This window comes from Weissella viridescens (assembly GCF_001437355.1).
Lineage (GTDB): Bacteria > Bacillota > Bacilli > Lactobacillales > Lactobacillaceae > Weissella > Weissella viridescens.
Genome location: NZ_JQBM01000001.1, coordinates 478331 through 501799, shown reverse-complemented (window position 1 = coordinate 501799; position 23469 = coordinate 478331). Strand labels below are relative to the sequence as shown.

General features: G+C 39.4%; 20 protein-coding genes and 1 pseudogene. 16 read left to right on the top strand and 5 right to left on the bottom strand.

Annotated elements, in window-relative coordinates:
• Positions 1-60 precede the first annotated feature (60 nt).
• From IV50_RS07815 to IV50_RS02350, 13 genes and pseudogenes are all read left to right on the top strand, one after another.
• Positions 61-195 (top strand): DUF722 domain-containing protein, encoded by a 135-nt coding sequence (locus IV50_RS07815; RefSeq protein ID WP_141324978.1) that lies wholly within the window; start codon positions 61-63, stop codon positions 193-195.
• Between the two features lie 129 nt (positions 196-324).
• Positions 325-453, top strand: coding sequence for a hypothetical protein (locus IV50_RS08015; RefSeq protein ID WP_258311510.1), 129 nt, complete (start codon positions 325-327; stop codon positions 451-453).
• 198 nt (positions 454-651) lie between these two features.
• Positions 652-927 carry a hypothetical protein gene (locus tag IV50_RS02395; RefSeq protein ID WP_057744519.1) on the top strand — a complete coding sequence of 92 codons (276 nt, stop codon included), beginning with the start codon at positions 652-654 and terminating at the stop codon, positions 925-927.
• Positions 928-1256: 329 nt separating this feature from the next.
• Positions 1257-1496, top strand: coding sequence for a CsbD family protein (locus tag IV50_RS02390; protein WP_057744514.1), 240 nt, complete (start codon positions 1257-1259; stop codon positions 1494-1496).
• Positions 1497-1518: 22 nt separating this feature from the next.
• Positions 1519-1773: a GlsB/YeaQ/YmgE family stress response membrane protein gene (locus IV50_RS02385; RefSeq protein ID WP_057744511.1), complete on the top strand. Its 255-nt coding sequence runs from the start codon at positions 1519-1521 to the stop codon at positions 1771-1773.
• Between the two features lie 169 nt (positions 1774-1942).
• A complete protein-coding gene (locus IV50_RS02380; RefSeq protein WP_057744508.1) occupies positions 1943-3313 on the top strand; it encodes an amino acid permease in 1371 nt (456 codons plus the stop codon).
• Positions 3314-3396: 83 nt separating this feature from the next.
• The gene (locus IV50_RS08010; RefSeq protein WP_258311511.1) at positions 3397-3522 is read left to right on the top strand and encodes a hypothetical protein; all 126 of its coding nucleotides are present in this window, start codon (positions 3397-3399) and stop codon (positions 3520-3522) included.
• A gap of 9 nt (positions 3523-3531) precedes the next feature.
• Positions 3532-4898: pseudogene (locus tag IV50_RS08050) on the top strand (carboxypeptidase M32).
• A gap of 92 nt (positions 4899-4990) precedes the next feature.
• Positions 4991-5602 carry a nitroreductase family protein gene (locus IV50_RS02370; protein ID WP_057744505.1) on the top strand — a complete coding sequence of 204 codons (612 nt, stop codon included), beginning with the start codon at positions 4991-4993 and terminating at the stop codon, positions 5600-5602.
• A 301-nt stretch (positions 5603-5903) separates the two neighbouring features.
• Positions 5904-7262, top strand: a complete 1359-nt coding sequence (locus tag IV50_RS02365) for a Na+/H+ antiporter NhaC family protein (protein WP_057744502.1) — start codon at positions 5904-5906, stop codon at positions 7260-7262.
• Positions 7263-7343: 81 nt separating this feature from the next.
• Positions 7344-8570, top strand: a complete 1227-nt coding sequence (locus IV50_RS02360) for a D-alanyl-D-alanine carboxypeptidase family protein (RefSeq protein ID WP_057744499.1) — start codon at positions 7344-7346, stop codon at positions 8568-8570.
• Positions 8571-8949: 379 nt separating this feature from the next.
• On the top strand, positions 8950-10311 hold the full coding sequence (gene nhaC, locus IV50_RS02355; protein WP_057744497.1) for a Na+/H+ antiporter NhaC: 1362 nt from the start codon (positions 8950-8952) through the stop codon (positions 10309-10311).
• Positions 10312-10749: 438 nt separating this feature from the next.
• Positions 10750-17904 carry a KxYKxGKxW signal peptide domain-containing protein gene (locus IV50_RS02350; RefSeq protein WP_162259497.1) on the top strand — a complete coding sequence of 2385 codons (7155 nt, stop codon included), beginning with the start codon at positions 10750-10752 and terminating at the stop codon, positions 17902-17904.
• Positions 17905-17965: 61 nt separating this feature from the next.
• On the opposite strand, the gene msrB is transcribed toward IV50_RS02350, so the two are convergent.
• The 3 genes from msrB to IV50_RS02340 form a co-directional block, all read right to left on the bottom strand.
• Positions 17966-18415: a peptide-methionine (R)-S-oxide reductase MsrB gene (gene msrB, locus IV50_RS02345; RefSeq protein WP_057744493.1), complete on the bottom strand. Its 450-nt coding sequence runs from the start codon at positions 18413-18415 to the stop codon at positions 17966-17968.
• A gap of 77 nt (positions 18416-18492) precedes the next feature.
• Entirely contained in the window at positions 18493-18636 is a 144-nt protein-coding gene (locus IV50_RS07810) for a hypothetical protein (RefSeq protein ID WP_156405008.1), read from the bottom strand.
• Positions 18637-18660: 24 nt separating this feature from the next.
• Positions 18661-19146, bottom strand: a complete 486-nt coding sequence (locus IV50_RS02340) for a hypothetical protein (protein ID WP_057744490.1) — start codon at positions 19144-19146, stop codon at positions 18661-18663.
• A 1216-nt stretch (positions 19147-20362) separates the two neighbouring features.
• Between IV50_RS02340 and IV50_RS02335 the strand changes: the two genes are divergently transcribed.
• Positions 20363-20833: a hypothetical protein gene (locus IV50_RS02335; RefSeq protein WP_156405007.1), complete on the top strand. Its 471-nt coding sequence runs from the start codon at positions 20363-20365 to the stop codon at positions 20831-20833.
• A gap of 344 nt (positions 20834-21177) precedes the next feature.
• On the opposite strand, the gene IV50_RS02330 is transcribed toward IV50_RS02335, so the two are convergent.
• Both IV50_RS02330 and IV50_RS02325 read right to left on the bottom strand, forming a co-directional pair.
• Positions 21178-21594 (bottom strand): reverse transcriptase-like protein, encoded by a 417-nt coding sequence (locus IV50_RS02330; protein WP_057744484.1) that lies wholly within the window; start codon positions 21592-21594, stop codon positions 21178-21180.
• A 2-nt stretch (positions 21595-21596) separates the two neighbouring features.
• On the bottom strand, positions 21597-21848 hold the full coding sequence (locus tag IV50_RS02325; RefSeq protein WP_057744481.1) for a hypothetical protein: 252 nt from the start codon (positions 21846-21848) through the stop codon (positions 21597-21599).
• A 197-nt stretch (positions 21849-22045) separates the two neighbouring features.
• Here IV50_RS02325 and IV50_RS02320 point away from each other — a divergent pair, with 197 nt between their 5' ends.
• Positions 22046-22462 carry an EbsA family protein gene (locus IV50_RS02320; RefSeq protein ID WP_057744478.1) on the top strand — a complete coding sequence of 139 codons (417 nt, stop codon included), beginning with the start codon at positions 22046-22048 and terminating at the stop codon, positions 22460-22462.
• On the top strand, positions 22437-23351 hold the full coding sequence (locus tag IV50_RS02315; RefSeq protein ID WP_057744476.1) for an RluA family pseudouridine synthase: 915 nt from the start codon (positions 22437-22439) through the stop codon (positions 23349-23351). The genes IV50_RS02320 and IV50_RS02315 overlap by 26 nt, the downstream gene beginning before the upstream one ends.
• The last annotated feature ends 118 nt before the right edge of the window (positions 23352-23469 follow it).

The window sequence follows — 23469 nt, the reverse complement described above, 5'->3', positions numbered from 1 at the left end:
TATAGATAAATTACACAAAATGATTTGGCTAATGAAGAGAAAAAGTAGGAGGCGTTTTTAATGGCAGATCGGATTGATAAATTATTAGAGCGATATTTTACAGGTGGATTAGATTTGGAAATAAAAATGCGTGAACATGAGTTACGCCAAAATAATTCAAAAAAAGATGAAAATATTGGCGGGGGTCGGGCGTAAAATAAGTATTCAAATGTCTTTGAAAATACGCTGGTTCGGATTGAACAAGACGAGAAGTTAAATGCGTTACAAGAACAGCGGGCTAAAATTAAAGCGTGTGTTGATACGTTTGATCGTGAACATAAAGAAGTGTTTAATCAACGTTACCGTAACCGAATGGGGTGGGAGATGATTGCCCAACTCCATTATGTGGATGAACGAACACCACGGCGTTGGCGTGATGCCTTAAAAGTAAAATGCCAACAAGTGGATTTATGATGCCCGTTTTATGTTTGAGGACAATGTTAAAGTGATGGTGTTTCATTTATATATGCAATGTTAGGTGAAGCCGTACATTAGTTGGTATTTTTTGTCTAATACAGTTTGAGACCTAGTTTGTCGGTGTGTTTGACAAGGCGATGTAGTTTTTTAGTTCAAGGATAGGAATGGAGGACTTGGAAAAGGAGGTAATTGTTAATGGATTCAATAGATTGGAAAAGTTTTTTTTCGGGAATTGCAGTTATTGTCGCACCATTAAGTGCATGGTATTTAGGATGTAAACAACAACAACAGAGTGTGGAAGACTACTATATCGAAAAAATTATCGAAGAAAATGCAAAATTACATCGAGAAAACAATCGATTAACCGTTCAAGTTCAAGCTTTGAATGATGAATTAATCAAAATGAAAGAGGTTCTAAAGGTTAATGGCATTGACGTTGAAGCGGGCAGGAATAAATGTTCAAAAGATTAATACACAAATTGCACACTAAAGTTTAGGCATTGGTAATGCTAGTATGACCTGAATATAAATACGTCGAGTCAATGCGGATGGCAAAGGAATTTTCTGATGTTGTTACGTTAAAGCGCTAGTGTGTGGGCGTTTTCTGTACGATAAACATTGTGCGCACGTACCAAGATACCTACTATGCATAACGCTAATTTGTTACTTATGCATTGGATGAATTAATATAAATATTATGTCAATTATGAATATTTGCATTTAAAAAATGAAAAAAGGCTTTCTTTTTTTAAATGTACCCGATATAATAATAATCAATAAATGAAAGAGAGGGTAGTATTATGAGTTTAGAAGATCAAGTTAAGGGTAAGACCGACGAAGTAGCAGGTAAGGCAAAGGAAGTTGCTGGAAACGTTACTGGCGACAAGCAAACTGAAGCTGAAGGTAAGGCCCAAGGTCTTGCAGGTAAGGCCAAGGGATTGTTTGGCGATGCTAAGGAAAAGGCAAGCGAAGTTGCTGGAAACGTAGCTGATAAGGCAACTGATGTTGTTGATGACGTTAAAGAAAAGTTTGACAAGTAATTAGAAAAGGTAGGAGTTAGATATGTTTAGTTTAATTTGGGAACTTATTATTGGTGCAGTTATTGGTGCTATTGGTGGTGCGCTTACAAGTAAGGGTGCTTCAATGGGTTGGATTGCCAACATTGCAGCTGGTTTAGTTGGATCATGGCTTGGTGAAAAGTTGTTGGGTTCATGGGGACCTCACATGGCAGGTATGGCTATCTTCCCATCAATTATTGGTGCGGTTGTAGTTGTGGTTGTTGTTTCATGGTTAGTAGCTAAGTTTGGAAACAACTAATCTAATTATTTAGATATTTATTTGTGGAGAGACATGCTTAGGCATGTCTCTTTTTTTGTCTTCAGTCATTGGTGTATTCATTTTTAGTGCATAAAAAATGTTTTTATTGTAAAAATATACATAGTTGTGTTAAAGTTATCTGTATTGAAATGAAGATGAGGTGGACGAAATGACAGAAACAACAACAAAGCCAACCGAACTATCTCGTGGCTTAACACAACGACATGTCCAAATGATGGCGATTGGTGGGACGATTGGAACCGGTCTCTTTTTAGGGGCGGGTGACACAATCAATTTAACGGGACCATCAGTCTTGTTAATCTATATGATTACTGGTGCTTTTTTATTTTTCATGATGCGGGCAATTGGTGAAATGTTATACGTCGATCCAAAATCCAGTTCATTTGTTAGCGTTGTCTCAAAGTACATCAATCGTGAGACGGGTTACTTTGTGGGATGGTCATATTGGATTACGCTAATTTTACCAGCCATGGCTGAATTGACAGCGATTGGTCAATACTTACAGTATTGGTTACCCCATATTGCAGCTTGGAAGATGGAGTTAGCCATAATGGCTATTTTAATTATTCTGAATTTAACAGCCGTGCGCTTCTTTGGTGAAGCTGAATTTTGGTTTGCCTCAATCAAAATAATTGCCATATTAATGGTGATTGCGATTGGATTATTCATGATTGTAACAGGATTTAAAATGCCGGGAATTCATGGTGGAACGGTAAGTTTTAAAAATATTACGGATGGCTTTCAATTCTTCCCAAATGGTTCAGTTGACTTTCTAAAAGCATTCCCAATGGTCTTTTTCTCTTTCGTTGGAATCGAATTCGTTGGCTTGATGTCAGCAGAAACAGTTGATCCAAAGGTAGTTATTCCCAAAGTAATTAATACAGTGTTAGTTCGTATTATGATTTTTTACGTGGGTGCCTTGGCGATTATTATGGCTATTTGTAATTGGCGTTACCTTCCAGCAAATGAAAGTCCGTTTGTGATGGTATTTCAGTTAATTGGCTTACATGGTGCCGCAGCACTGATGAACTTCGTTGTTTTGACGGCAGCTTTGTCTGCGTTAAATACGCTTATCTATTCAGCGGGACGTGATATTTTCGCACTTTCAAAAGAAAATGACGGACCACTAGAGCGCTATTTTGCCAAGCTTTCAAAGACAGCTATTCCAGCTCGGGCAATTTTGTTCTCGGCAGGATTAATTTGTGCTACGCCAGTGGTTAATTTTATACCAGCCTTATCATCTGCCTTTAACTTTTTTGCTTCTGCTACTGCAGCAATTACATTGGTGATCTATACATTAATTATGATTGCGCACCGTCATTATCGGAAAAGTTCTGACTTTTTACCCGACGGATTTAAAATGCCGTTTTATCGGGTGACAAGTCCAGCAACAATCCTGTTCTTCATCTTTATTTTTGCGTTACTATTCATAACGCCAACGGACCGTATTGCGGCTTATGCCGGGCTGGCTTGGACAATCATTTTTGGATTATTCAGTCGCTATTACGTTAATAAATAAGTAATAAAAGCACATTTTGTGCTTTTTTTTGTAGATTGGTGTAAAATATTAAAAAACAATGAGATTAGAAAAGGAGTGACGGTATGACTGAATTTACTGGGGCTGATTTACGGGCCAACATGAAAGAACAGGCTTTAATTGAGGAAAGTTTGGCATTGGCAGAATGGGATCAATTAACTGGAATGCCTGTCGCAGCAGGTGATTTTTGAGCAGAGTTGGTGAGTTATTTAAGTTCGAAGTATTTCCAAGTTGCTACCGGAACTGAAGCAGCTGAATTAGTTGCCTATTTTAAGCAGCATCGTGATTTGTTAACAGATGATGAACAAAAATTATTTGATCGTTATGTCACTGATTACGAGGAAGTGGCTGCAATTCCTGAAGATGAGTATACCGCCTTTGGAAAATTGAGTTCGGCTGGTCAAGATGCTTGGACAAAAGCACGTGAAGCTGATGATTATCAACTATTTGCACCGGCATTAAAGGAACTAATTGCAACTAAGAAACGTTTTATTTCATACTGGCGAAAAGATGAAGCAACGCCGTACGATGTTTTGTTAAATCAATTTGAACCTGGTTTAACTGTTGCTAAACTAGATGATGTCTTTGAGGCTCTAAAAAATGGGATTATGGACCTGCAACATGATATTCAAACGCAAGGGACTGAACCTGAAAGTGATTTCTTGTCACGCGAAATTCCGATTGAATTACAGCGCGCATATGTTTGGGATGCAGCGCAACGTATGACGCTAAAAAAGGTCGTCTTGATGATACGATTCATCCCTTTATGCAAGATTTAAATCGTGATGATGCCCGAATTACAACACGTTGGTCAGCCACGGACTTCCAAATGGCGGTGCTTGGCATTTATCATGAGGCAGGGCATGGACTTTTCGCACAGAATGTTGCGGCTAAGTGGGACTATACACCGTTCAATAAGGGGATTGCAATGAGTATTCATGAGTCGCAATCGCTTTTCAATGAAGTGATGATTGGACGATCAAAAGATTTCTGGTCACATGAATATCCAATTTTGCAAAAAGCAGTTGATGGTCGCTTAGATGACGTTGATTTTGCCCGTTTCTTTAAGGGGTGGATGATTACGAAGCCAACCTTAATTCGAACAGAAGCTGATCCAATCACATATCCACTACATATTATTATTCGTTATGAAATTGAAAAGGCTATTTTTAATGACGACTATAATGTTGATGATCTTGAGTCGTTGTGGAATAGTAAGTATGAAGAATATTTGGGAATTCGACCAGACACAGCGGTCAATGGTATTTTGCAAGATATTCACTGGGCTAGTGGTGACTTTGGTTATTTCCCATCATATGCATTGGGGCACTTGTATGCTGCTCAGTTCTATCATGCCATGCACAATGACTTTAACGTTGAAGCGCTATTGGCTGAAGGTGATATCAAACCGATTTTTGAATGGCGTCGTGAACATGTTTGGCAATATGGTGCTTCTAAGACACCAGCAGAAGTGTTGGAAGCTGCAACGGGTGAAGCGTTGAATCCGCAATACTGGTTGGATTTGCAACGAGCTCGGTATGCAGACGTGTATGATTTTGAGGCATAAAAAGCGATAAATCCTTTACTTACTTTTTGTGGTGATGTATACTTACTTTTTGTAAGGTGTTAGTCACGTTATTTGAAAAGGGAGTATTTATCATGGAAGAATTTAACTCATTATTAGAATTGCAAACAGCTCGTCGTTCATTTTATGCATTGGGGCATGATGTGCCGTACACCTATGCTGAATTAGAACAAATGTTCAAAGATACAATTCGAGAAACGCCAAGTGCTTTTAATAGCCAAACTGTTCGCGCTGTATTTGCCTTTGGTGACCAACATGAGGCTTTGTGGGATATGGTCATTGAACGCATGCGTCAGGTCGTTTCCGATCCGGAAGCTTTTGAGGGAACCTTGGCCAAATTAAATGGCTTTAAAAATGCTTATGGAACAGTCTTGTTGTTTACAGATACAGATGTTGTGAAGCAACTGGAAACAGATGTACCAACTTATGCAGCTAATTTCTATGATTGGTCAGAACAAGCGATTGGTATCGTTTCATACTCACTCTGGTTGACAGCGCGTGAGCACGGTTTGGGTGGTAATTTGCAACACTACAACCCATTGATTGATGAAGATGTTCGAGTTGCCTTCAATGTTCCAGAAAATTGGCGTTTGCGTGCGCAATTCGTGTTTGGTTCAATTGAAGCGCCCGCCCAAGACAAAGATTATGTAGCAGATGAAGTGCGTTTTATCTCAGTAAATGATTAATGAATGAGCAGTCCTTAAATTGGGACTGCTTTTTTTCTTGACAATACATTAAAATAAGATTAGAGTTAACCTCATAAATGACAGTAAGATCCTTGATTGTATGTCAGAGAAGCCGTGGATAGCTGGGAGCGGCGCAGGTCTAGGATACGAAATATAACCATAAAACTCATAAATAAATCGAATGAAGTGATATTGAACGTATTCAATATAATTTTGGGTGGTACCGCGGTTAACATCGTCCCGACTAGGCTTAAATCTAGTTGGGATTTTTTATTTGGGTAAATTTAGTGGGGGATTAAAAATGACGCAACAAAAACGGAGAAGATTTGTTTCGGTAACAGTTTTAATTGTTGGATTAATGTTGATATTTGGCGTTGGTATGATTTACTTCAAACTAGCACCATATGTGCCGTTGACATTAGGGTTAATGATAACGATGATTTTTGGGCGATTAAATGGGTACTCATGGCAATCTGTTCAAAATCAACTTTTAGCCGGTGTGCGGATTGGTTTATCACCTATTTTTCTATTTTTATTGATTGGCATGATTATTGCTTTATGGATGAGGGATGGTGTTATCTCGACCCTATTGTGGAGTGGTTTACAGTTGGCGCGACCTGACTGGTTCTTACCGGCCGCCTTCGTGATTAGTGCTGTTATTGGTACCGCGATTGGATCATCATTTACGACGATTGCGACGATTGGCGTTGCGTTAATGGGGATTGGGACAACCTTTGGTATTCCGATGCCGATGTTGGCAGGAGCTATTATTTCAGGGGCCATCTTTGGAGATAAAAGTTCACCCTTATCAGGGTCGACTAATTTAGCTGCTTCAATTGCAGGGAGTGAGTTGTTTGAACACATTAAGAATATGATGTGGACAACCATTCCCGCGTTTGGATTATCGTTGATTGGGTTTACCGGCTTGGGATTAATGCATCACACGGGAGCAAGTGCTGAAAGTTTGATGAGTTTACAATCGCATTTAACACCACAATGGTGGAGTTTAACTTTAATTGGTCTGTTGTTTGTAACGGCTTGGCTTAAAATACCGGCGATTCCAACTTTACTTATTAATGTAACAGCGTCTGCAGTCGTTTTTCTGCAAAGTAATAGTGTCATGACGTTAAATCACGTTATTATGGATGGGTTTAAGACCACTTCAAGTGATCCAATGGTTCAGGATCTATTAAATCGTGGTGGCATGCTATCGATGATGGGGACTGTTTTAATCATTATCTTAGCTTTGGCACTCGGTGGTATTCTAACTGAAGAAGCGATTCTAGCAGATTTTATGGCGCCGCTTATTAAACAAGTTCGGACGCAGGCTGAAGCGGTTATTGGGACGCTATTAACGGGGATTTTAGCGAATTTTATGATTGGTGAAAAATGTTTGGCGACGATTTTACCAGGTGAGCTATGGAAACCAACGTTCAAACGTCTGGGCCTTGCGCCGGTAGCCTTGAGTCGGACGCTTGAAGATTCTGGAACTGTTGTCAATTATCTTGTTCCTTGGGGTGTTGCGGGAAGCTTTTGCGCCCAGACATTAGGCGTTCCTGTTACGCATTTCACTGTCTTTGCGATCTTTGCATGGGCATCGCCCATCTGTTCAATGATTTCAGCCATGACGAAGGTTGGTTTAGCACAAAATGATGATTAACATAGTCATAAATTTTGGTGAATCTGAGACAAACTAGACAGGAGTTTTGTATACTATCCTCATGAAGAGGAAGTGACACAAATGAAATTATTTAAGTATTTAAAAATTAGTGCCTTAGTTGCTGGGTTAGCAGTGGTGCCAGCACAAGTTGTACAGGCGGCGGTGGTGACACCCAACACTAATATGGGCTCTGCGGTTGTTATACAAGCCAACACCGGTCAAGTACTGGCCGATCAAAATGGGCGAGAGCGCTTACCGGTTGCTTCAGTGTCTAAATTAATCGTGGTATACATGCTAGAACAAAAAATTCAAAATCACGAATTAGCACTAGACCAAAAAGTGAAGGTGCCGACCGACATTGCAGCGTTTAGTCAAGATGCCAGCGTAGCAAATGTGCCGATGACGACAAACCGGACGTATACAGTCTCGCAAATTTTGGATGCAACTTTGATCGAGTCATCTAATGCAGCAGCCATGGAGTTAGCTCATTTAGTGGCTGGTTCGCAAGAAGATTATTACCGTCAAGCTGAAACCTTGTTATCAAGTTGGGGGATTAAAAATCCTAAAATGTATTCAGCTTCAGGGTTACGGAATGGTGATTTAGGAACGTTTGAAGACAATTCTGTTGCACCAAGTGCTGAGAACAAATTTTCGGCACGTGAAATTGCGTTGATTGCCAAGCATCTGGTTGATGACTATCCTCAAATTTTAACCTATACCCAGAAGAAGGAAGCTGACTTTCCGTTGCCCGACGGGACAAATATGACTCTGAAAAATACGAATTTATTGTTGGGTAATCAAAAGTATCAAATCGATGGTTTGAAAACGGGGCTTACACCGAATAATGGGTCGAATTTGGTCACACATGGAAAGCTCAATCAACAACCAGTAATTACGGTTGTTTTGAATACAAATGATCATCCGCGCCAAGAAATTTTCAATCAGACTTTATCGGTGTTAGATCAGGTGCAGAATCAGACTAAAACACAAACGCCGCAAACTGACCATACAATTAAAATAGACAATGCTGCTGGTAATCACGGACAGGTTGCCCTTGATACGAAAGATGGTCAACAATATTTCACAAAACGAACTGATGGTGAAATAACGGTGAAGGCAATCATGCCTAAGAAAAACGTGGCTGCGCCCCTTCAAGTGCATAAAGTAATTGCCTCAGGGAAAGTTGCTTTTGATCAAAAAACTGATGCTGACTTTATTGATGGGAAAACGCCGAGTGTTAAGTTATATCCAACTAAAAATGTCGAAAAGGCAGACATTTTTACCACTTTGATTCAAAAAGTTTCATAAAATGTTTGACAAATGAGAGAATGCTGAGTAGTATTGGTTACATTAAGTCAGTAGGTAGCTAAATTGTATGTCAGAGAAGTCGTGTATTGCTGTGAGCGGCGCAGGTTTAGTTACTGAATTATTTACATGCGAATAGTAGTATCAAAGAGGTATTTGGCAAGTCTATTTGTCGAATATAATTTTGGGTGGTACCGCGGATTAGTAGATACTAATATCGTCCCAACTATGCTAAGGCATAGTTGGGGCTTTTTTTTATTTTAAGGAGGTAAGGACATTGGGGTATTTGAACTAAAGGAAACATCAGGTGGTTTGATTCGATATCACATTTAATTGGAGCACATAGACACACGTTACTAAAAAATGAGATGGAGATATCCTTATGGAAAACAAACACAGATTTATATCAGTTACACTTTTGATGGTTTTATTATTTGCTATTTTTGGCGTAAGTATTATTCAATTCCACTTACCACCATTTGTGCCATTGGTTACAGCAATTATGGTGACAATGATTTTTGGACGGCTGAACCATTTTTCATGGAATGACTTGCAGAACCAACTCTTGTCAGGGATCCAAACAGGACTGGCGCCAATCTTTTTATTCCTATTAATAGGGATGTTGATTGGGCTGTGGATGGCAGTAGGCGTGATTCCAACGTTACTGTGGACCGGATTAAACTTAGCTAATCCAACATGGTTTTTGCCAGCTGCCTTTTTGATTCCGGCTTTGATTGGAACGGCAATTGGGTCGGCCTTTACGACAATAGCCACAGTCGGAGTTGCTTTGATGGGAGTTGGTTTGACGTTAGGATTTCCAGCGCCAGTACTGGCTGGAGCAATCATTTCTGGGGCAATTTTTGGCGATAAGAGTTCACCATTGTCAGATTCAACTAACTTAGCTGCTTCGATTGCTGGTACTGATTTATTTGATCATATCAAGAACTTAATGTGGACAACGATTCCAGCCTTTGTTGTATCATTAGTTGCTTTTACGGTTTTAGGTTTACAAAACCATGCGACGGCAAGTTTGGCGTCCATCACTTCATTGCAAAATCAATTACAACCTAATTTTTGGTCATTGCTTTTGTTGGTATTATTGTTTGTGATGGCATGGGCAAAAATTCCTGCCATCCCAACATTAATGATCAATGTCGTACTTTCTTCATTTATTTTCTTGATGAATCATTCGCTAACGGCTTTGAGTGATACCATTCTGAATGGGTTTAAAACTTCTGCGGACAACCCAACCATCCAAGCGTTGCTTAACCGTGGAGGTATGTTGTCAATGATGCCAACGGTCATCATTATTATGTTAGCATTGGCGCTCGGTGGGATGCTCTCGCAGGAGAATATCTTGCAAGACTTTATGGCTCCAGTCATTAAGCGTGTTAAGACGCAGGCGTCAGCTGTAACAGGAACCATCATCACCGGAATTTTGGCTAACTTTATGATTGGTGAACAATACTTGGCAACGATTTTACCGGGCCAACTTTGGAAGCCAGTCTTTAAGCGAGTGAAGCTATCGCCATTAGCACTTGGTCGAACCCTTGAAGATTCAGGGACTGTAATGAATTACTTAGTGCCGTGGGGGGTCGCGGGAAGTTTTGCCGCACAAACTTTGAATGTCCCTGTCACCAGTTTTGCATTATTTGCGATTTTTGCATGGGTATCACCAATCTTCTCATTAATTTCAGCTTGGACTGGAATTGGCTTGAAGCGACTACCTGAAGATGTCAACTAGACCGATTTTAAAATATGTATAACGAAGTGAAACACAGGCTTGTGTTTCGCTTTTTTTTCGTATTTTTCCCCTTAAAATAGCGGTGAATAAAGGCTTTCCTTGAGATGATATATATAATGTATTTAAATAGAATTCTATATTTTCTTTTCTAATATCATGTATATCAATTCTTTTTAATGACAAAATACATTTTTTATCACATCTTTTTCTCACAATACGATTATAGCAGTCCTTGTTTTATATTTTGTGAATTATATTTATCAATTTGTATAAATTTAAAAAACAATCAGAAAAATAAATATTAAATACAATTTATAGTGGCAGAAGTTGTGCTAAATGGTATAATATAAATTGGCCACGGATTGGGAAGTTAAATCAAGTGGCATTTTTTTATAAAAATAAAATAAATAGCATAATATGAGCAGAATGGGAAACAAAATGGAACATTCAAAACAACATTTTACAATGTATAAGGCTGGAAAGCATTGGGTTTTTGCGGGAGTTTTCGCGTTTGCGTCAGCAATGGGAATGTCGGCAACGACATCTGATGCGTCGGCAGATGACTTGAACGAAACGGGATCAGAGAAGAAGGATGACAGTAAGGTTGGACCAACGAGTAATGTCGTGACCCTGAATGGGGAAGCAGTCGATCCAAGCGTCTTAAATCAAACCGCGCCAGTAGCGCCAGTGGATGAGTCAGCGCCAAGTTTGGATACTTCAGCTACTGAAGAAAAGCAAACAGATGCAACCACCGATTCTGAGCAACCACAAGTGCCAGCTGAGAAGCCAGCGGAAGAGCCGCAACAACCAACAACAGACGATAAGGGTGATCAGTCAACTGATGTTACTGAGACCTCAAAGCCTGCTGAACCAGAACAACAAGTAGAAACACCACAACCAGTTGCGCCTGAAACGAAGACTGAAGCACCTAAGACAACCACGCCACAAAAGAAGGTTGTTCAGAAGGCGGCGACTTCAAATAAGCCTGCTGGTAAAGGAACTCCGTCTGGACCCGCTGTCCGAGGTGGAATCTTTGGTAAAGATCATTATGGTTTTGATAGTGAGCCAGTTGACCAACGAATTAACTTGGATCAAAAATCATCAACAACTATCATGGGTAAAGCCTGGGTTGGTGAAGTGATTGGTTTAACAGGGTCAAAGCGTTATCAATGGTATAAGTATCAAAATGGTACTTGGGTTGCAATCAAGGGTGCAAATTCAGAAACCCTGGAGGTTAAGCCAGGTGCAGTTGGTACCGAATACTATCAATTACAAGCTGATTGGAAGCCAATTATTGGATCAGCCTACAATGAAGTGTGGTCTAATGTTGTCGCAATTCAAGCGTATACTGAAAACCCAGTGACCAAGGGTAAGATTACAAACATTCGTAAGGATTACATCAACGGTCAATTGACGGGGACTGATATTGGTAAACAGGCAGGGCAAAACGCTCAAGAAATTAAAGCGACTGGAATTGTTGTAAAGCCTAAGTTGGACAGTGTGCCAAGTAATGGTTTCAAGGGTAAGGTGACTTGGTCTTATGATGATGGCGGAAAAGGCTTAGTTACAAACTTTAATCCGACTACTGGTGAATTTACGGTTACCAATGACCGTGCCAAGGTTGGTTCAATTAAAATCACAGCAACAATGGATTTGGGTGCAGGATACAACAAGGTTGTGACCAGCGAAACGGTTAATGTGACCATTGGTGTTGAAGACCAAAAGGGTTACGAAGGTGATAAAATCACCATTCCATTAGTTGGATTTGATGAATCGATGACTAAAGAACCGATTGCCGGAACTGGAGGTCTCTGGGGTAAGAAGGGTACTGATGGATACTGGGTACAATGGTATGAAGGTGATCCAAATGATAAGTCAACTTGGAAGAAGGTTGGTGGACTCTTAAAGGATGGTGATTTGGCAAGTAAGTCGCTTGTTGTTGATGGTACGATGGAAAATAACAATAAGAATTACTTTGCACAATTGATTACCCGTGGAGGGACGGCCGATACCTTCTATCCAAATGAGACTGCTAATCAAGCTCAGCTTGATTCAGTATCATTCGTCACTGGGGCAAGTAAGATCACAGTGATGCCGTTGGCAGATGCGATTGAAGATGCGAAAGCCCAAATTGATAAGTTGCCTAACTTACAAATTCAGGAAAAAGATGATTTTAAATCAACTTTAGACCAAGCGACGAAGATTGATGACGTTCGTAATACTTTAAATGAAGCAAAGCAAAAAGACGCGGCTAACTTAAAAGCGGCCAAAGATGCGGCTAAAAAGGAATTACCAGCGCTAGAGTTGTTGACGCCTAAGCAACACAATGGTTATCAAGAGCGAATTGATGCTGCGGATACGATTGATGAAGTTAATGGCATCTTAGACGAAGCGAAAGCATCACAAGCAGCTAAAGAAGCTTTGAACAAGCATAAACAAGAAATTAAGCAAAAGATTGCTGATATGGCAGGAATGACTGTTGATGGGGTAACTTATCCAGGTATTTCTGATTTGCAAAAGCAAAATTATGAAGATGCACTTGATGGCGCCGATTTAACGCACGAAATGTTGGATGCATATTTCGAACAAGTTAAGAAGCTAAATGATAAGCAAGCATTGTCGGCAGCCCAAGAGGGTGTTGGCCAATTATTGATTGAAATTGTACCAAAAGAAACTGATCGTAACGCATACAACGACCGTGTTAAAAATGCGACAACAGCCGATGACTTGGAACAAATTTTAGCGGATGCGCGTGATTCTGATACCAAGGCTGCTAAAAAAGATGCCACTGATGCAATCAACGCATTAGAAGATTTAACAGCTCAAGAAAAGAACGATTTCCTTGATCGCGTTAACAAATCAAATAGTGTTAAAGAAATTACAGGTATCTTGACTGAAGCTAGGGAAAAAGATGAAGCAAACCGTCAACAAAAGCTTTTAGATGAAACAAAAAATAAAGCTAAAGAAGCGATTAATGGTATGGCTGAGTTAGGTGATGAAGCTGCTGATTTCAAAAAGCGTGTTGATGCAGCGACTTCGATTGATGAAGTTAAGGCTATTGCGACTGAAGCTTCAAAACGTAACGCTGAATTAATTGTCCAAAAGCAATTAGAGGCAGCTAAAGAAGCTGGTAAGAATAGTGTTAACGAACTGGAATACCTTTCTGATGAAGAAAAGCAGGATTTCATTGCACAAATCGAAGCCGGAAAGACAATTGAAGAAGTTAATACGGTTGTTAATAAAGCTAAGCAACTAGATGCTACGCACAAAGCTGAACGTGAAAAAGAATTCCAAGAGTTGAAGGATAAGGCTAACCAACAAATCGATGACTTGAAGGACTTGACTGATTTAGAGAACAAGGACTTTAAAGAAATGATCAATCAGTTGCTTGAACCGACTGATGAGAACTTGGCAGAATTGAAAAAAATTCTAAAAGATGCACAAATGCAAGACGAAATGAATCGTGTGCAAAAGCAACTTGATGCAGCTAAGGAAGAAGCCAAAAAGAAGATTGCAGATATGAACTATTTGACGAATAAGGATGAACTAAACCGTCAAATTGATGCTGCTGTTAATGGAGATGAGGTTTCTGAAATTTGGTCGAACGCGGTCATTGAAAATGAACGTTTGCGTCAAGAAAACGATCTGAAGAAATTGAAAGAAGAATCAATTAAGCAAATCGATGCATTAACGAACGTGAGCCAAGACGCTAAAGATGCTGCTAAGCAGATTGTACAAGACTCACTAGATGCCAAGACAATTAACGATCAAGTGATTGCGCTTAAGGATCTCGACACACAAATTGGTAACAAGAAAATTGAAGCAAACAAGACATTGAAAGACTTTAATGGTTTGCGTGATGCAGATGTTATTGAGTTCCAAGATCGAGTTAATGGCGCAACCTCTTTGCAAGAAATCGATGATATTTTGACAGAAGCTAAGACAAAATCTGATGACAATGAGCTGCAACTTAAAAAGGAAGCAGCACTTGAAGAAATAAAGAATATGGGATTCCTTGATGAAAATTCAATCCCAGGCCGTCCGGGTCGTCCAAACGTTAAGAATGGTAAAGATTATTTCGCAAACAATGTTAACAATGCGAAAACGACCAAGGAAATTGAAGATGCTCTAAAGGCTGCACGTGATGCTGATAATGCCGAACATTATAGTCAACAAAGTTCAGTGCTTGAAGCGTTAAATGAGGCTAAGAATATTGGTGAGCATTTGGATATTTACCAAAAAATCATGGATATGATGAATGATGCCATCAATGCTACCCAGATGGACGCAATTTATGATGTCATTGATGCTAAAGAAGCTGAATTGTTGCAAAATGCTAAGGACTCAGCGAATGCTACGGTTGATAGTTTGACAAACCTTGACGACGCGACAAAGCAAAAAATCAAGCAACAAATTGCTGATGGTACATTAGGATCAAGCATTCTTGAAATTGCTGATTTGGCTAAGGCTCAAGATGCAGCACTTAGTGTTGTCGAAGGACTTCAAAATATTGATCAAGCAACAAAGAATAAAGCGAAGCAAGATATCATAAATGCAACGACCGAATTAAATGTTCAGGAAATTGCCGACGCTGCTAAGGCTCAAGATGCAGCTAACTTGAAGAAGAGTCAGACTGATGCTGAAGCAGCAGTAAATGCATTGCAACATTTGACGCTTGATGAAAAGAAGCGCTTTACCGATCAAATTGCTGATGCAACGAAGATTGTCGATGTTGACCAAATTGTGGCTGATGCTAAGGCTTTGGATACCTTGAAGGGACAAAAAGAGGTAGCGAAAGAAACAGTTGATGCGTTAGAAAATATCACACCAGAACGCAAGGCTGAAATCAATGCAACCATCGATGGGGCTAAGGATAAGGCGGCAATCGATCAACTTGTAACTGATGCACAAGCTGAAGATGCAAGAAATCTCGCAGATAGTCAAAAAGCGGGTAAGGAAGCAGTTGATGCTTTGCAAAATTTGGATGAAGTAACCAAGCAAGCGATTAAGGATCAAATTGATCAAGCGAAAAAGATTGTTGATGTTAATGCCTTGGTGGAAAATGCCAAGGACCAAGATGCTAAAACTTTGAAGCAAAATCAAGACCGAGCTAACGATGTTATCGGCCAATTGCCGAATTTGAGTGATGCACAGAAGCAAGAGTTCCAAAACCGTGTGAATGGTGCTACGACGATTGAAGATGTGAAGAAGATTCGTGAAGAAGCGGAAGCACTTGATAAGTTGCTTGGACAAAAGCAGGCTGCTAAGGAAGTAGTTGATGCCTTAGCAAATATCTCTGATGAACGTAAGCAAATCATTAAGGAAGCAATTGATAAGGCGCAAGATGAAGTAACTATCAATAAGTTAGTTGAAGATGCTAAGGCAGAAGACCAAGCCAACTTGGTTGCTCGTCAAGATAACGGATCAGCTATTGTTGATGCCTTGCCAAATATTTCCGAATCACGTAAGCAAAACATCAAAGAGGCGATTAAAAACGCAACGAAGATTGTTGACGTCGATAAGTTGGTTTCGGATGCGCAAACTGAAGATGCAGAAAACTTGAAGCGTGCTCAAACAAACGGTAAGCAAACGGTTGGTGATTTGGATAAGTTGGATGATTCTCGTAAGAAGGGCTTCCAAGATCGTATCGATGCAGCAGCAACGATTGATGAAGTTGATGCGATTGTCAAAGAAGCGATTGCGGCTAATGTTTTGCAACGTCAAAAGGATGCTGCTAAAGAAATTGTCGAGAAGCTGCCAAACTTGCGTGAGGAAACGCGCGATTCTGCTTTGCAAGGAATTGATGATGCTTTGACGAAGGAACAAATCGACAAGTTAGTAGAAGATGCTAAGCTTGAAGATCAAACTGAGTTGAAGAAACACCAAGAAATTGCTAAGGATCGTGTTGAAAACTTCCCTAATTTGGATGATGCTCGTAAGCAAGAAATCAAGGATGCTATTGATGCATCTGATAATATTGCTGAAATCGACCAAATTGTGGCAGATGCGAAAGCTGAAGACTCAGGTAATTTGGAAGATGCCATTAATGCGGGTAAGGGAACAGTTGATAAGTTGCCAAGCCTTAAGGATGACGTCAAGCAACAACTGAAAGACAAGCTTGATGCAGCTGAAACGGTCCAAGAAGTTAAAGACATTCTTGACGATGCGAAGGCCCAAGATATCTTACAAGGTCAAAAAGATGCAGCTAAGCCTCAAATCGATGATTTGAAGAATCTTGATGATAAGACCAAGCAAGATATTAGCGATGCCATTGATGCCGCGACTGACAAGGAAACGATTGATCAAATCATTGCTGATGCAAAAAAGAATGATCAAGCTGTCTTAGATGCCCGTAAAGAAACATCTAAGGATATTATTGATGGCTTGAAGAATCTTGATGATGTAACCAAACAAGAGATTCTTGATAAGATTAAGGACGCAGATAACCTAGTTGATGTTGACAAGCTTGTTGATGACGCAAAAATTTCTAACGCGAATAAGTTAAAGGAACTTCAAGATAAGGCTAAGGAAGCGGTTGATAAGCTACCTAACTTGACGCCTGAAGAAAAAGCTGGCTTTGATAAGCAAATCGATGATGCTGTTTCAGGGGATGAACTTGATCGCATTGTTGATGCAGCGAACAAGCAAGCTGACAAGAACTTAGAAGATGCTAAGGAAGCTGCCAAGGAAGAAGTTAAGCAAAATCCAAACTTGAGCGATGAAGAAAAGGATGCGATTAATACTGGCATTGACGAATCAAAGACGCTTGATGAAGTCGATTCAAAGGTTGATGACGCAAACAAGCAAGGCGATCAGAACTTAGAAGACGCTAAGGAAGAAGCCAAGAAGGAAGTTGATGCTAACGAGAACTTGTCTAAGGAAGAAAAGGAAGAAATCAAGAAGGAAATCGATGACAAGACTTCAACGGATGACGTTGAAAAGGAAGTTGACGATGCCAACAAGCAAGGCGACAAGAACTTAGAAGACGCTAAGGACGAAGCTAAGCAAGAAATTGATAAGAATCCTAACTTAAGCGATAAAGAAAAGGACGAAATCAAGAAGGAAATCGATGACGCAAAGACAACGGATGAGGTAGACAAGAAGGTTGAAGAAATTAAGCCTATTGATCCAACTGACCCAACAGATCCAAAGGAACCGGTTGATCCGACTGACCCAACAGATCCAAAGGAGCCAGTCGAACCTACTGATCCTACTGATCCAAAGAAGCCGGTCAATCCAGATGGCTCAAACGATGACTTGAATCCAAAGAAACCGGTGGCACCAAAGAACCCAGCGGATTCAAAGGAGACAGCTAATCCGACGACACCAAAGGATGATTTGGCTGAAACTAAGCGTAAAGTTAAGAATCAACTTGAGCAATTGGTTGGTCTTGATAACCAAACCAAGGATGCGTTAATGAAGCAAATTGATGCTGCAAACTCAAATGAAGAAATTTATGCGATTTTGAATCAAGCTCGCAAAGCGCTACCGAATACGGGTGTTGCATCGTCACACCTATTGGAAGCCTTTGGTATGCTGATGCTTTCATTAGGATTGTTTATGCCGTTCCGTCGTAAGAAGAATGGAAAATAAACATAGATTGATCTAAAAAGAGGCGTTACCCCGTAATGGGGTAACGCCTCTTTTGTTTTAATTAGTTATCAAAAAGTTGGAGGTACTTACCGTAACCTTCTGCTTCCATATCTGCCTTAGGCACGAAACGAAGTGCAGCTGAATTAATACAGTAACGTAAGCCACCTTGATCGGTTGGACCATCATCGAAAACATGTCCAAGATGGGAATCAGCATTTTTTGAACGGACTTCAGTGCGTTCGCGTAGTAGCTTATAGTCAGCTTCTTCTACTAAATTATGATCATCAATTGGTCGTGTGAATGAAGGCCAGCCACATCCAGCATCATACTTATCAGTTGAACTGAATAGTGGTGTTCCATCGACGACGTCAACGAAAATACCATCATCCCACCAGTCGTCATATTTACCACTAAATGGGCGTTCGGTGGCGGCGTTTTGTGTGACGGCGTATTCTTCATCTGTTAGACGTTCTTTAAGTTCTGCTTGTGTCTCTTTGTTATTTTCAGTCATTAGGTTAACCTCCCTCGGTTATTAGTATATAGTTTAACGCTTTTACTAATAAAAAGAAAGTGATTTATGATAAAATACTAATGTGTTTTTTGTATGTGTGCTAACAAAGCGGTACCCGCTAGTGCAGCCACCACAACACCAACGGTACCCAGAGTTGAGATGGCGATATGCGTTGCTGTATCAGGTGTTTTAACGTTAACTTCAATTAAATTATTTGACATAAATGCTCCTTTTGATGGTAATTATTAATCTGAAAAATCAATAATTTCAAAAAAATTATCGCGGTAGTTTCTTGTTAGCTCCGCATATGGACTGTTAATGAAGATGGTGAATACATTATGTGTAGCGCCTTGGGTGAATAATTTACGTAACACATTTTCTTTATCAGCTGACCAAGAGGTGCTTTCAAAATCATCAATGACAATAAGATTGACGTCAGAGTGGTTTTGCGTAAAGTTTTGTTGCATGGTTTGGTCTAAGTCATTTAAAAAAGTGCTTGCTTGAATGGGTTGTAGGTCTTTGAATAGCGTTGTTTGATTATTGAAATCAGTGACCTGTAGATAGGGAGTTGCATCATTTTCTTCATAAATCCAAATGTTACCAGAGATGTCATTGGCGTAGGTCGACTGCCAATCCTGAATTTTTTGTCGTACAGCCTGTACCATTTGGCCTTGATCACCATTCGTAATGAGGGTGTGATGTAACGGTTTAGGGTGAGTGGGGTTCTCCATAGTCATTAACCTTCTTAAATGTTAATTTTTTATCATTATAGTCCAATCTAATTCTAAAGAAAACCGCGTGAATACAAGTTAAATGATGAGGTCATAGCTGAAAAAAATATTTTACTCAGAGTATCAGCCATTAATTAAATGACTGATTGGATATGAAAGTAGTCGAGTATGAACGAATTAATTTGAATCAAATAATCTTGTTGTAATTATGATTAAATGAAATATCATTGTAATGTTTTTTAAACGGTTGACGTTTTATTTGTTTTTGCGTTGAATCAACTATTTTTTGAAGTTTAATTTTGGAAAGACAATATGACAGCATTAAATGGTTTTCGAAAATATTTAATGCTGTCATATAATCGACCAGCTAAGATATATCCAAAATTTATAAGAATGGTTTTAGTTAATGTGATTCCAGTATTGGTGCTATCTAATGGGGGGAGTTTGATACAAGTACAAGTGTATGCATTTTTTTGATTACTGATTCCATTGATATTAATTACGATGGTTCTCTCAATTAGGAGGTATTATATTTGGAACTTAGGCGTAAAAATATATTTCCGTAAATTGAAAAAGTGATTGAATCCTTGAAAAAGGCAACTACCGAAGATTCTGCAATGGCAGAACACGGTCAATGTGGGAATAATAAACCTCGGTGGAAGCTGGGATGTCACGTGAAGGACCTTTCTCACAGAACTAGAGGGAGCAAAGAAGAGAAGCGATGAAGTTGTTAATGGAAGCAGACAAAGAGCGAACACTACATTAGCACCTACCTTGGTTACGCTTGGTAGTAGACATATAGAATGAAGGAAGATTGTGCCAATGATGGTATAAAGCGATTTTAGCGTATATAAACAGGCGATTAACGGGTTGCACCTAAAACCAACGGTAAAGCTTATACGCGTCCAGGAGGAGGGCTTAGTGTCAAGAGAGCACTTGCCTGTTGGGATTTTGTGATTGTTATTTGAATTTGCTGTTTACAATTATGTATTTTATTTGGCTGGATTCAGTAGTTAACCTTGTTTTAATGTTTTGGTATGGGGTATAATCAATCGTTTTGAAAGAAATTAAATTTATTTTGTGAGGTATTTATATGTATGCATGCATTATTAGAATACTGGACAGAAATGTTTGATTATACTGATCGAGCTAATCGTAAGTTTTTTTATACAAATGACCATTATATAACATTTAAAAAGGTTGAAAAGTGAGAATCATGAAACGAAATCAAATATATAGAGTTAGTGAATTTGAATTGAATCAAAGATTAGATGAACTATGGAATGGTGTAAAAGTAATTGAATTTTACGGCAAAGATATCCCTGATTTAGATACTTTCTTAAAGCAGTGTATTCAGAAATTTAAATTACCAGTAATTACTCCTGAAGAAGATGAAGATGAACAATTTCCGGATTATAATATACCAGATCCTTTGCACGGATTAAGTTATGCTATGATGGATTTATCGAATATTAGTGATTACCCACAACAACCTATAATGATGGTGATTCATGATCAAATGAAGTTTTTGTACGCTGCGGATTATAACGATTCGGGAATTGTATGGAACATGTTTATTAGTTCGATTTTTCCATATTATGACACGGATCAAGAAATCAGAAAAAAAGTTGCTCAACGTCCTTCTAACAAGATTAAGCGAAAATTTGACCTCTATTTAGTTGATTAGGATGAAAGCCACCTTAAACTTGGGTAGCCTTTCTTATATTTATTTAGCACTGACAACAGGGGGGATTATACGTTAATAAGGCAGGAATCCAGTTTGACCGATTTATGAAGATAAAGGTAAGAAGCAGAAAGTAGCTATTGTCGTTGGTAGTAATGGATATATTGTTGGGGCTAATCCAAAGAAAAAGCTAAAAACAGCGGAAATGTTGAATGAATAAACAAAAAACACTCTGGGAGTGAACGATTAATCTCTATTTTTGTCTTTGTGATGATTAGTCAAGGATTAGCGCCAAAACGTCATGGGGGTACGGAGGAGCATCTGATTCTAAAGAAAACCGCTTAAATTCAAGTAGAATTTAAGCGGTTTTTGTTTAATATAGTAGCAAGGGCTTGGTTGGCAAGCTGATGGGCCCCTTGATTTTGTTTTTCAGGAATCCATTCTAAAATGACATTACGATAGTGGTCCAATTGCTGATTGATGTCAGTGACCTCCGCCATAAAATGTTTTGCATAGCCTTTGGTTAAGCTATCGATGACAATTTTTGAATCCGAATGGAGCATTAAGGTATCGTTTTGATTAGCTAAAGGAGCGACACAAGCGATCGCGAAGCGAGCTGCGGCGAATTCAGCAGCGTGATTCGACATCGTTGATAAAGTGGTTTTAAACGGGGTTTGTGAATGGTTGGCAATAATGATGGTGCCAGCGGCACTGGGACCGTTTTGTCCGCGAGTGGCCGCGTCAAAATAAATATGATAAATCATTTTTAATGGCTGGTATCGTTGGTCGTGACTTTCGATTTTGGAGTAGCTGCAGGTGTGATATCTTGTGTTTGATTGTATGCGTAGTTAATGCCACCACCAACTAAAATTAAAATAACACCAAGCCAGCCCAAAGCTTTCATGATAATGGATTGTTTCATATGATCATGGTGTGTAAAGAGAATGTTGATAAGCCATACTAGGAGCGCAATCCATCCCAAGATTGTGACTCCCATCCCAATTATTTCAAGTTTCATAACATTTCCCATCCCGTTAATTGTATATTTATTATACCAGTATAATGAATGAGTATGGCAGAAATAGAGATGAATGATTACAAGAATGTTTCAATTAGTCTTGAATGCAGGAGAATTAACGAATCTAACAGCTATAACAAGTAATCAAGTGATTACATGTTATACTTATTATCGAGATAGAGATTGAGGAGAAGATTATGCGTGGTTATTATCAAGTTTCAGGAGTGGCAGGATACGTGCTATGGACCTGGTTATTAATGATTCCAGTCTTTGGAACGATTATGTGGTTGGAAGTTACGACTTTTAATACAATTTCAGCAGTAAGTTATCTGATATTCTTTGGCTTGGTAGCGCTTATTTTCGGCCGTCAACGCGTGGAATTAACTGATGACAGTATCCGTTTTAAGCCTGCTTTTGGCATTCACTCAGATCGGATTCCGTTAGAAAAACTACAATATGTGCAATTTACAAAAAGAACAGTTTTATTTGTTTATGATGGTGAATCGTATGCCTATTGGTTATCGCCAAGTATTCATGCCGCGCTACAATCAAAATTAGCTAAGATAGCAAACACACAAAAGGAAGATTATGACACAAGAGCAATTAACAATTAATGAAGAAACTGGGCGCCTCGATAAGGTCGTTGCGGATGCCTTTGACGCATATACCCGGACCCAAATTGGTGGTTTTATCAATGATGGTGCGTTAAAAGTGAATGATGTTGTCAAAAAGGCCAATTATAAAGTTAAACCAGGCGATGTCATAACGTTTGATGTACTTGAACCCGTGGAACTTAAGGCTGAAGCTGAAAATATCCCACTAGATATCGTTTATGAAGATGATGACCTATTAGTTGTAAACAAGCCCCAGGGCATGGTGGTACATCCTGCGTTGGGTCATGCAAATGGTACTTTAGTGAACGCATTAATGTATCACACACAATTATCATCAATTAATGGTGTCATCCGACCTGGAATTGTTCACCGTATTGATAAAGATACTTCTGGACTTTTGATGGTTGCCAAGAATGATCATGCGCATGAAGCTTTGACGGAACAACTCAAAGAAAAGAAAAATTTGCGTCAATACTATGCCTTGGTTCACGGGGAATTTAAAGAAAATCAAGGGACGATTAATGCGCCGCTGGGACGATCGAAAACGGATCGAAAGAAGCAGGGTGTCGTTGCTGGTGGACGAGACGCAGTGACCCATTTTGAAGTTGTTAAACGTTACGTTGGCTACACATTGTTGCGAGTTACCTTGGAAACTGGACGAACACATCAAATTCGTGTGCACATGGATTATATTAATCACCCCGTAGCCGGAGACCCTCTTTATGGACCAGCAAAAACATTACCAGGTAATGGACAATACTTACATGCAGCAACTTTAGGTCTTACACAACCAACAACGGGTGAAGAAATGACTTTTGAAGCGCCTTTGCCTACTTACTTCACTGATATGTTAGCAACGCTAGACCCGTACCATGAAGACGATAAATAATGAAAAATTGACGTATCTGTGTTAAGATAGGGGCGTATCGTCTTAAAAGCATCCAGTGAGGTGCAAGAGGGTAACGCACATGTCAAAAGAGCCTGATGAACTAGCGTTATTCACATTT

Bases quoted from the DNA above. Each gene is read 5' to 3' on its own strand.
- IV50_RS07815 (WP_141324978.1), top strand. From the start codon at position 61: ATGGCAGATCGGATTGATAAATTATTAGAGCGATATTTTACAGGTGGA.
- IV50_RS02395 (WP_057744519.1), top strand. From the start codon at position 652: ATGGATTCAATAGATTGGAAAAGTTTTTTTTCGGGAATTGCAGTTATT.
- IV50_RS02390 (WP_057744514.1), top strand. From the start codon at position 1,257: ATGAGTTTAGAAGATCAAGTTAAGGGTAAGACCGACGAAGTAGCAGGT.
- IV50_RS02385 (WP_057744511.1), top strand. From the start codon at position 1,519: ATGTTTAGTTTAATTTGGGAACTTATTATTGGTGCAGTTATTGGTGCT.
- IV50_RS02380 (WP_057744508.1), top strand. From the start codon at position 1,943: ATGACAGAAACAACAACAAAGCCAACCGAACTATCTCGTGGCTTAACA.
- IV50_RS08010 (WP_258311511.1), top strand. From the start codon at position 3,397: ATGACTGAATTTACTGGGGCTGATTTACGGGCCAACATGAAAGAACAG.
- IV50_RS02370 (WP_057744505.1), top strand. From the start codon at position 4,991: ATGGAAGAATTTAACTCATTATTAGAATTGCAAACAGCTCGTCGTTCA.
- IV50_RS02365 (WP_057744502.1), top strand. From the start codon at position 5,904: ATGACGCAACAAAAACGGAGAAGATTTGTTTCGGTAACAGTTTTAATT.
- IV50_RS02360 (WP_057744499.1), top strand. From the start codon at position 7,344: ATGAAATTATTTAAGTATTTAAAAATTAGTGCCTTAGTTGCTGGGTTA.
- nhaC (WP_057744497.1), top strand. From the start codon at position 8,950: ATGGAAAACAAACACAGATTTATATCAGTTACACTTTTGATGGTTTTA.
- IV50_RS02350 (WP_162259497.1), top strand. From the start codon at position 10,750: ATGGAACATTCAAAACAACATTTTACAATGTATAAGGCTGGAAAGCAT.
- msrB (WP_057744493.1), bottom strand. From the start codon at position 18,415: ATGACTGAAAATAACAAAGAGACACAAGCAGAACTTAAAGAACGTCTA.
- IV50_RS07810 (WP_156405008.1), bottom strand. From the start codon at position 18,636: ATGTCAAATAATTTAATTGAAGTTAACGTTAAAACACCTGATACAGCA.
- IV50_RS02340 (WP_057744490.1), bottom strand. From the start codon at position 19,146: ATGGAGAACCCCACTCACCCTAAACCGTTACATCACACCCTCATTACG.
- IV50_RS02335 (WP_156405007.1), top strand. From the start codon at position 20,363: ATGAAACGAAATCAAATATATAGAGTTAGTGAATTTGAATTGAATCAA.
- IV50_RS02330 (WP_057744484.1), bottom strand. From the start codon at position 21,594: ATGATTTATCATATTTATTTTGACGCGGCCACTCGCGGACAAAACGGT.
- IV50_RS02325 (WP_057744481.1), bottom strand. From the start codon at position 21,848: ATGAAACTTGAAATAATTGGGATGGGAGTCACAATCTTGGGATGGATT.
- IV50_RS02320 (WP_057744478.1), top strand. From the start codon at position 22,046: ATGCGTGGTTATTATCAAGTTTCAGGAGTGGCAGGATACGTGCTATGG.
- IV50_RS02315 (WP_057744476.1), top strand. From the start codon at position 22,437: ATGACACAAGAGCAATTAACAATTAATGAAGAAACTGGGCGCCTCGAT.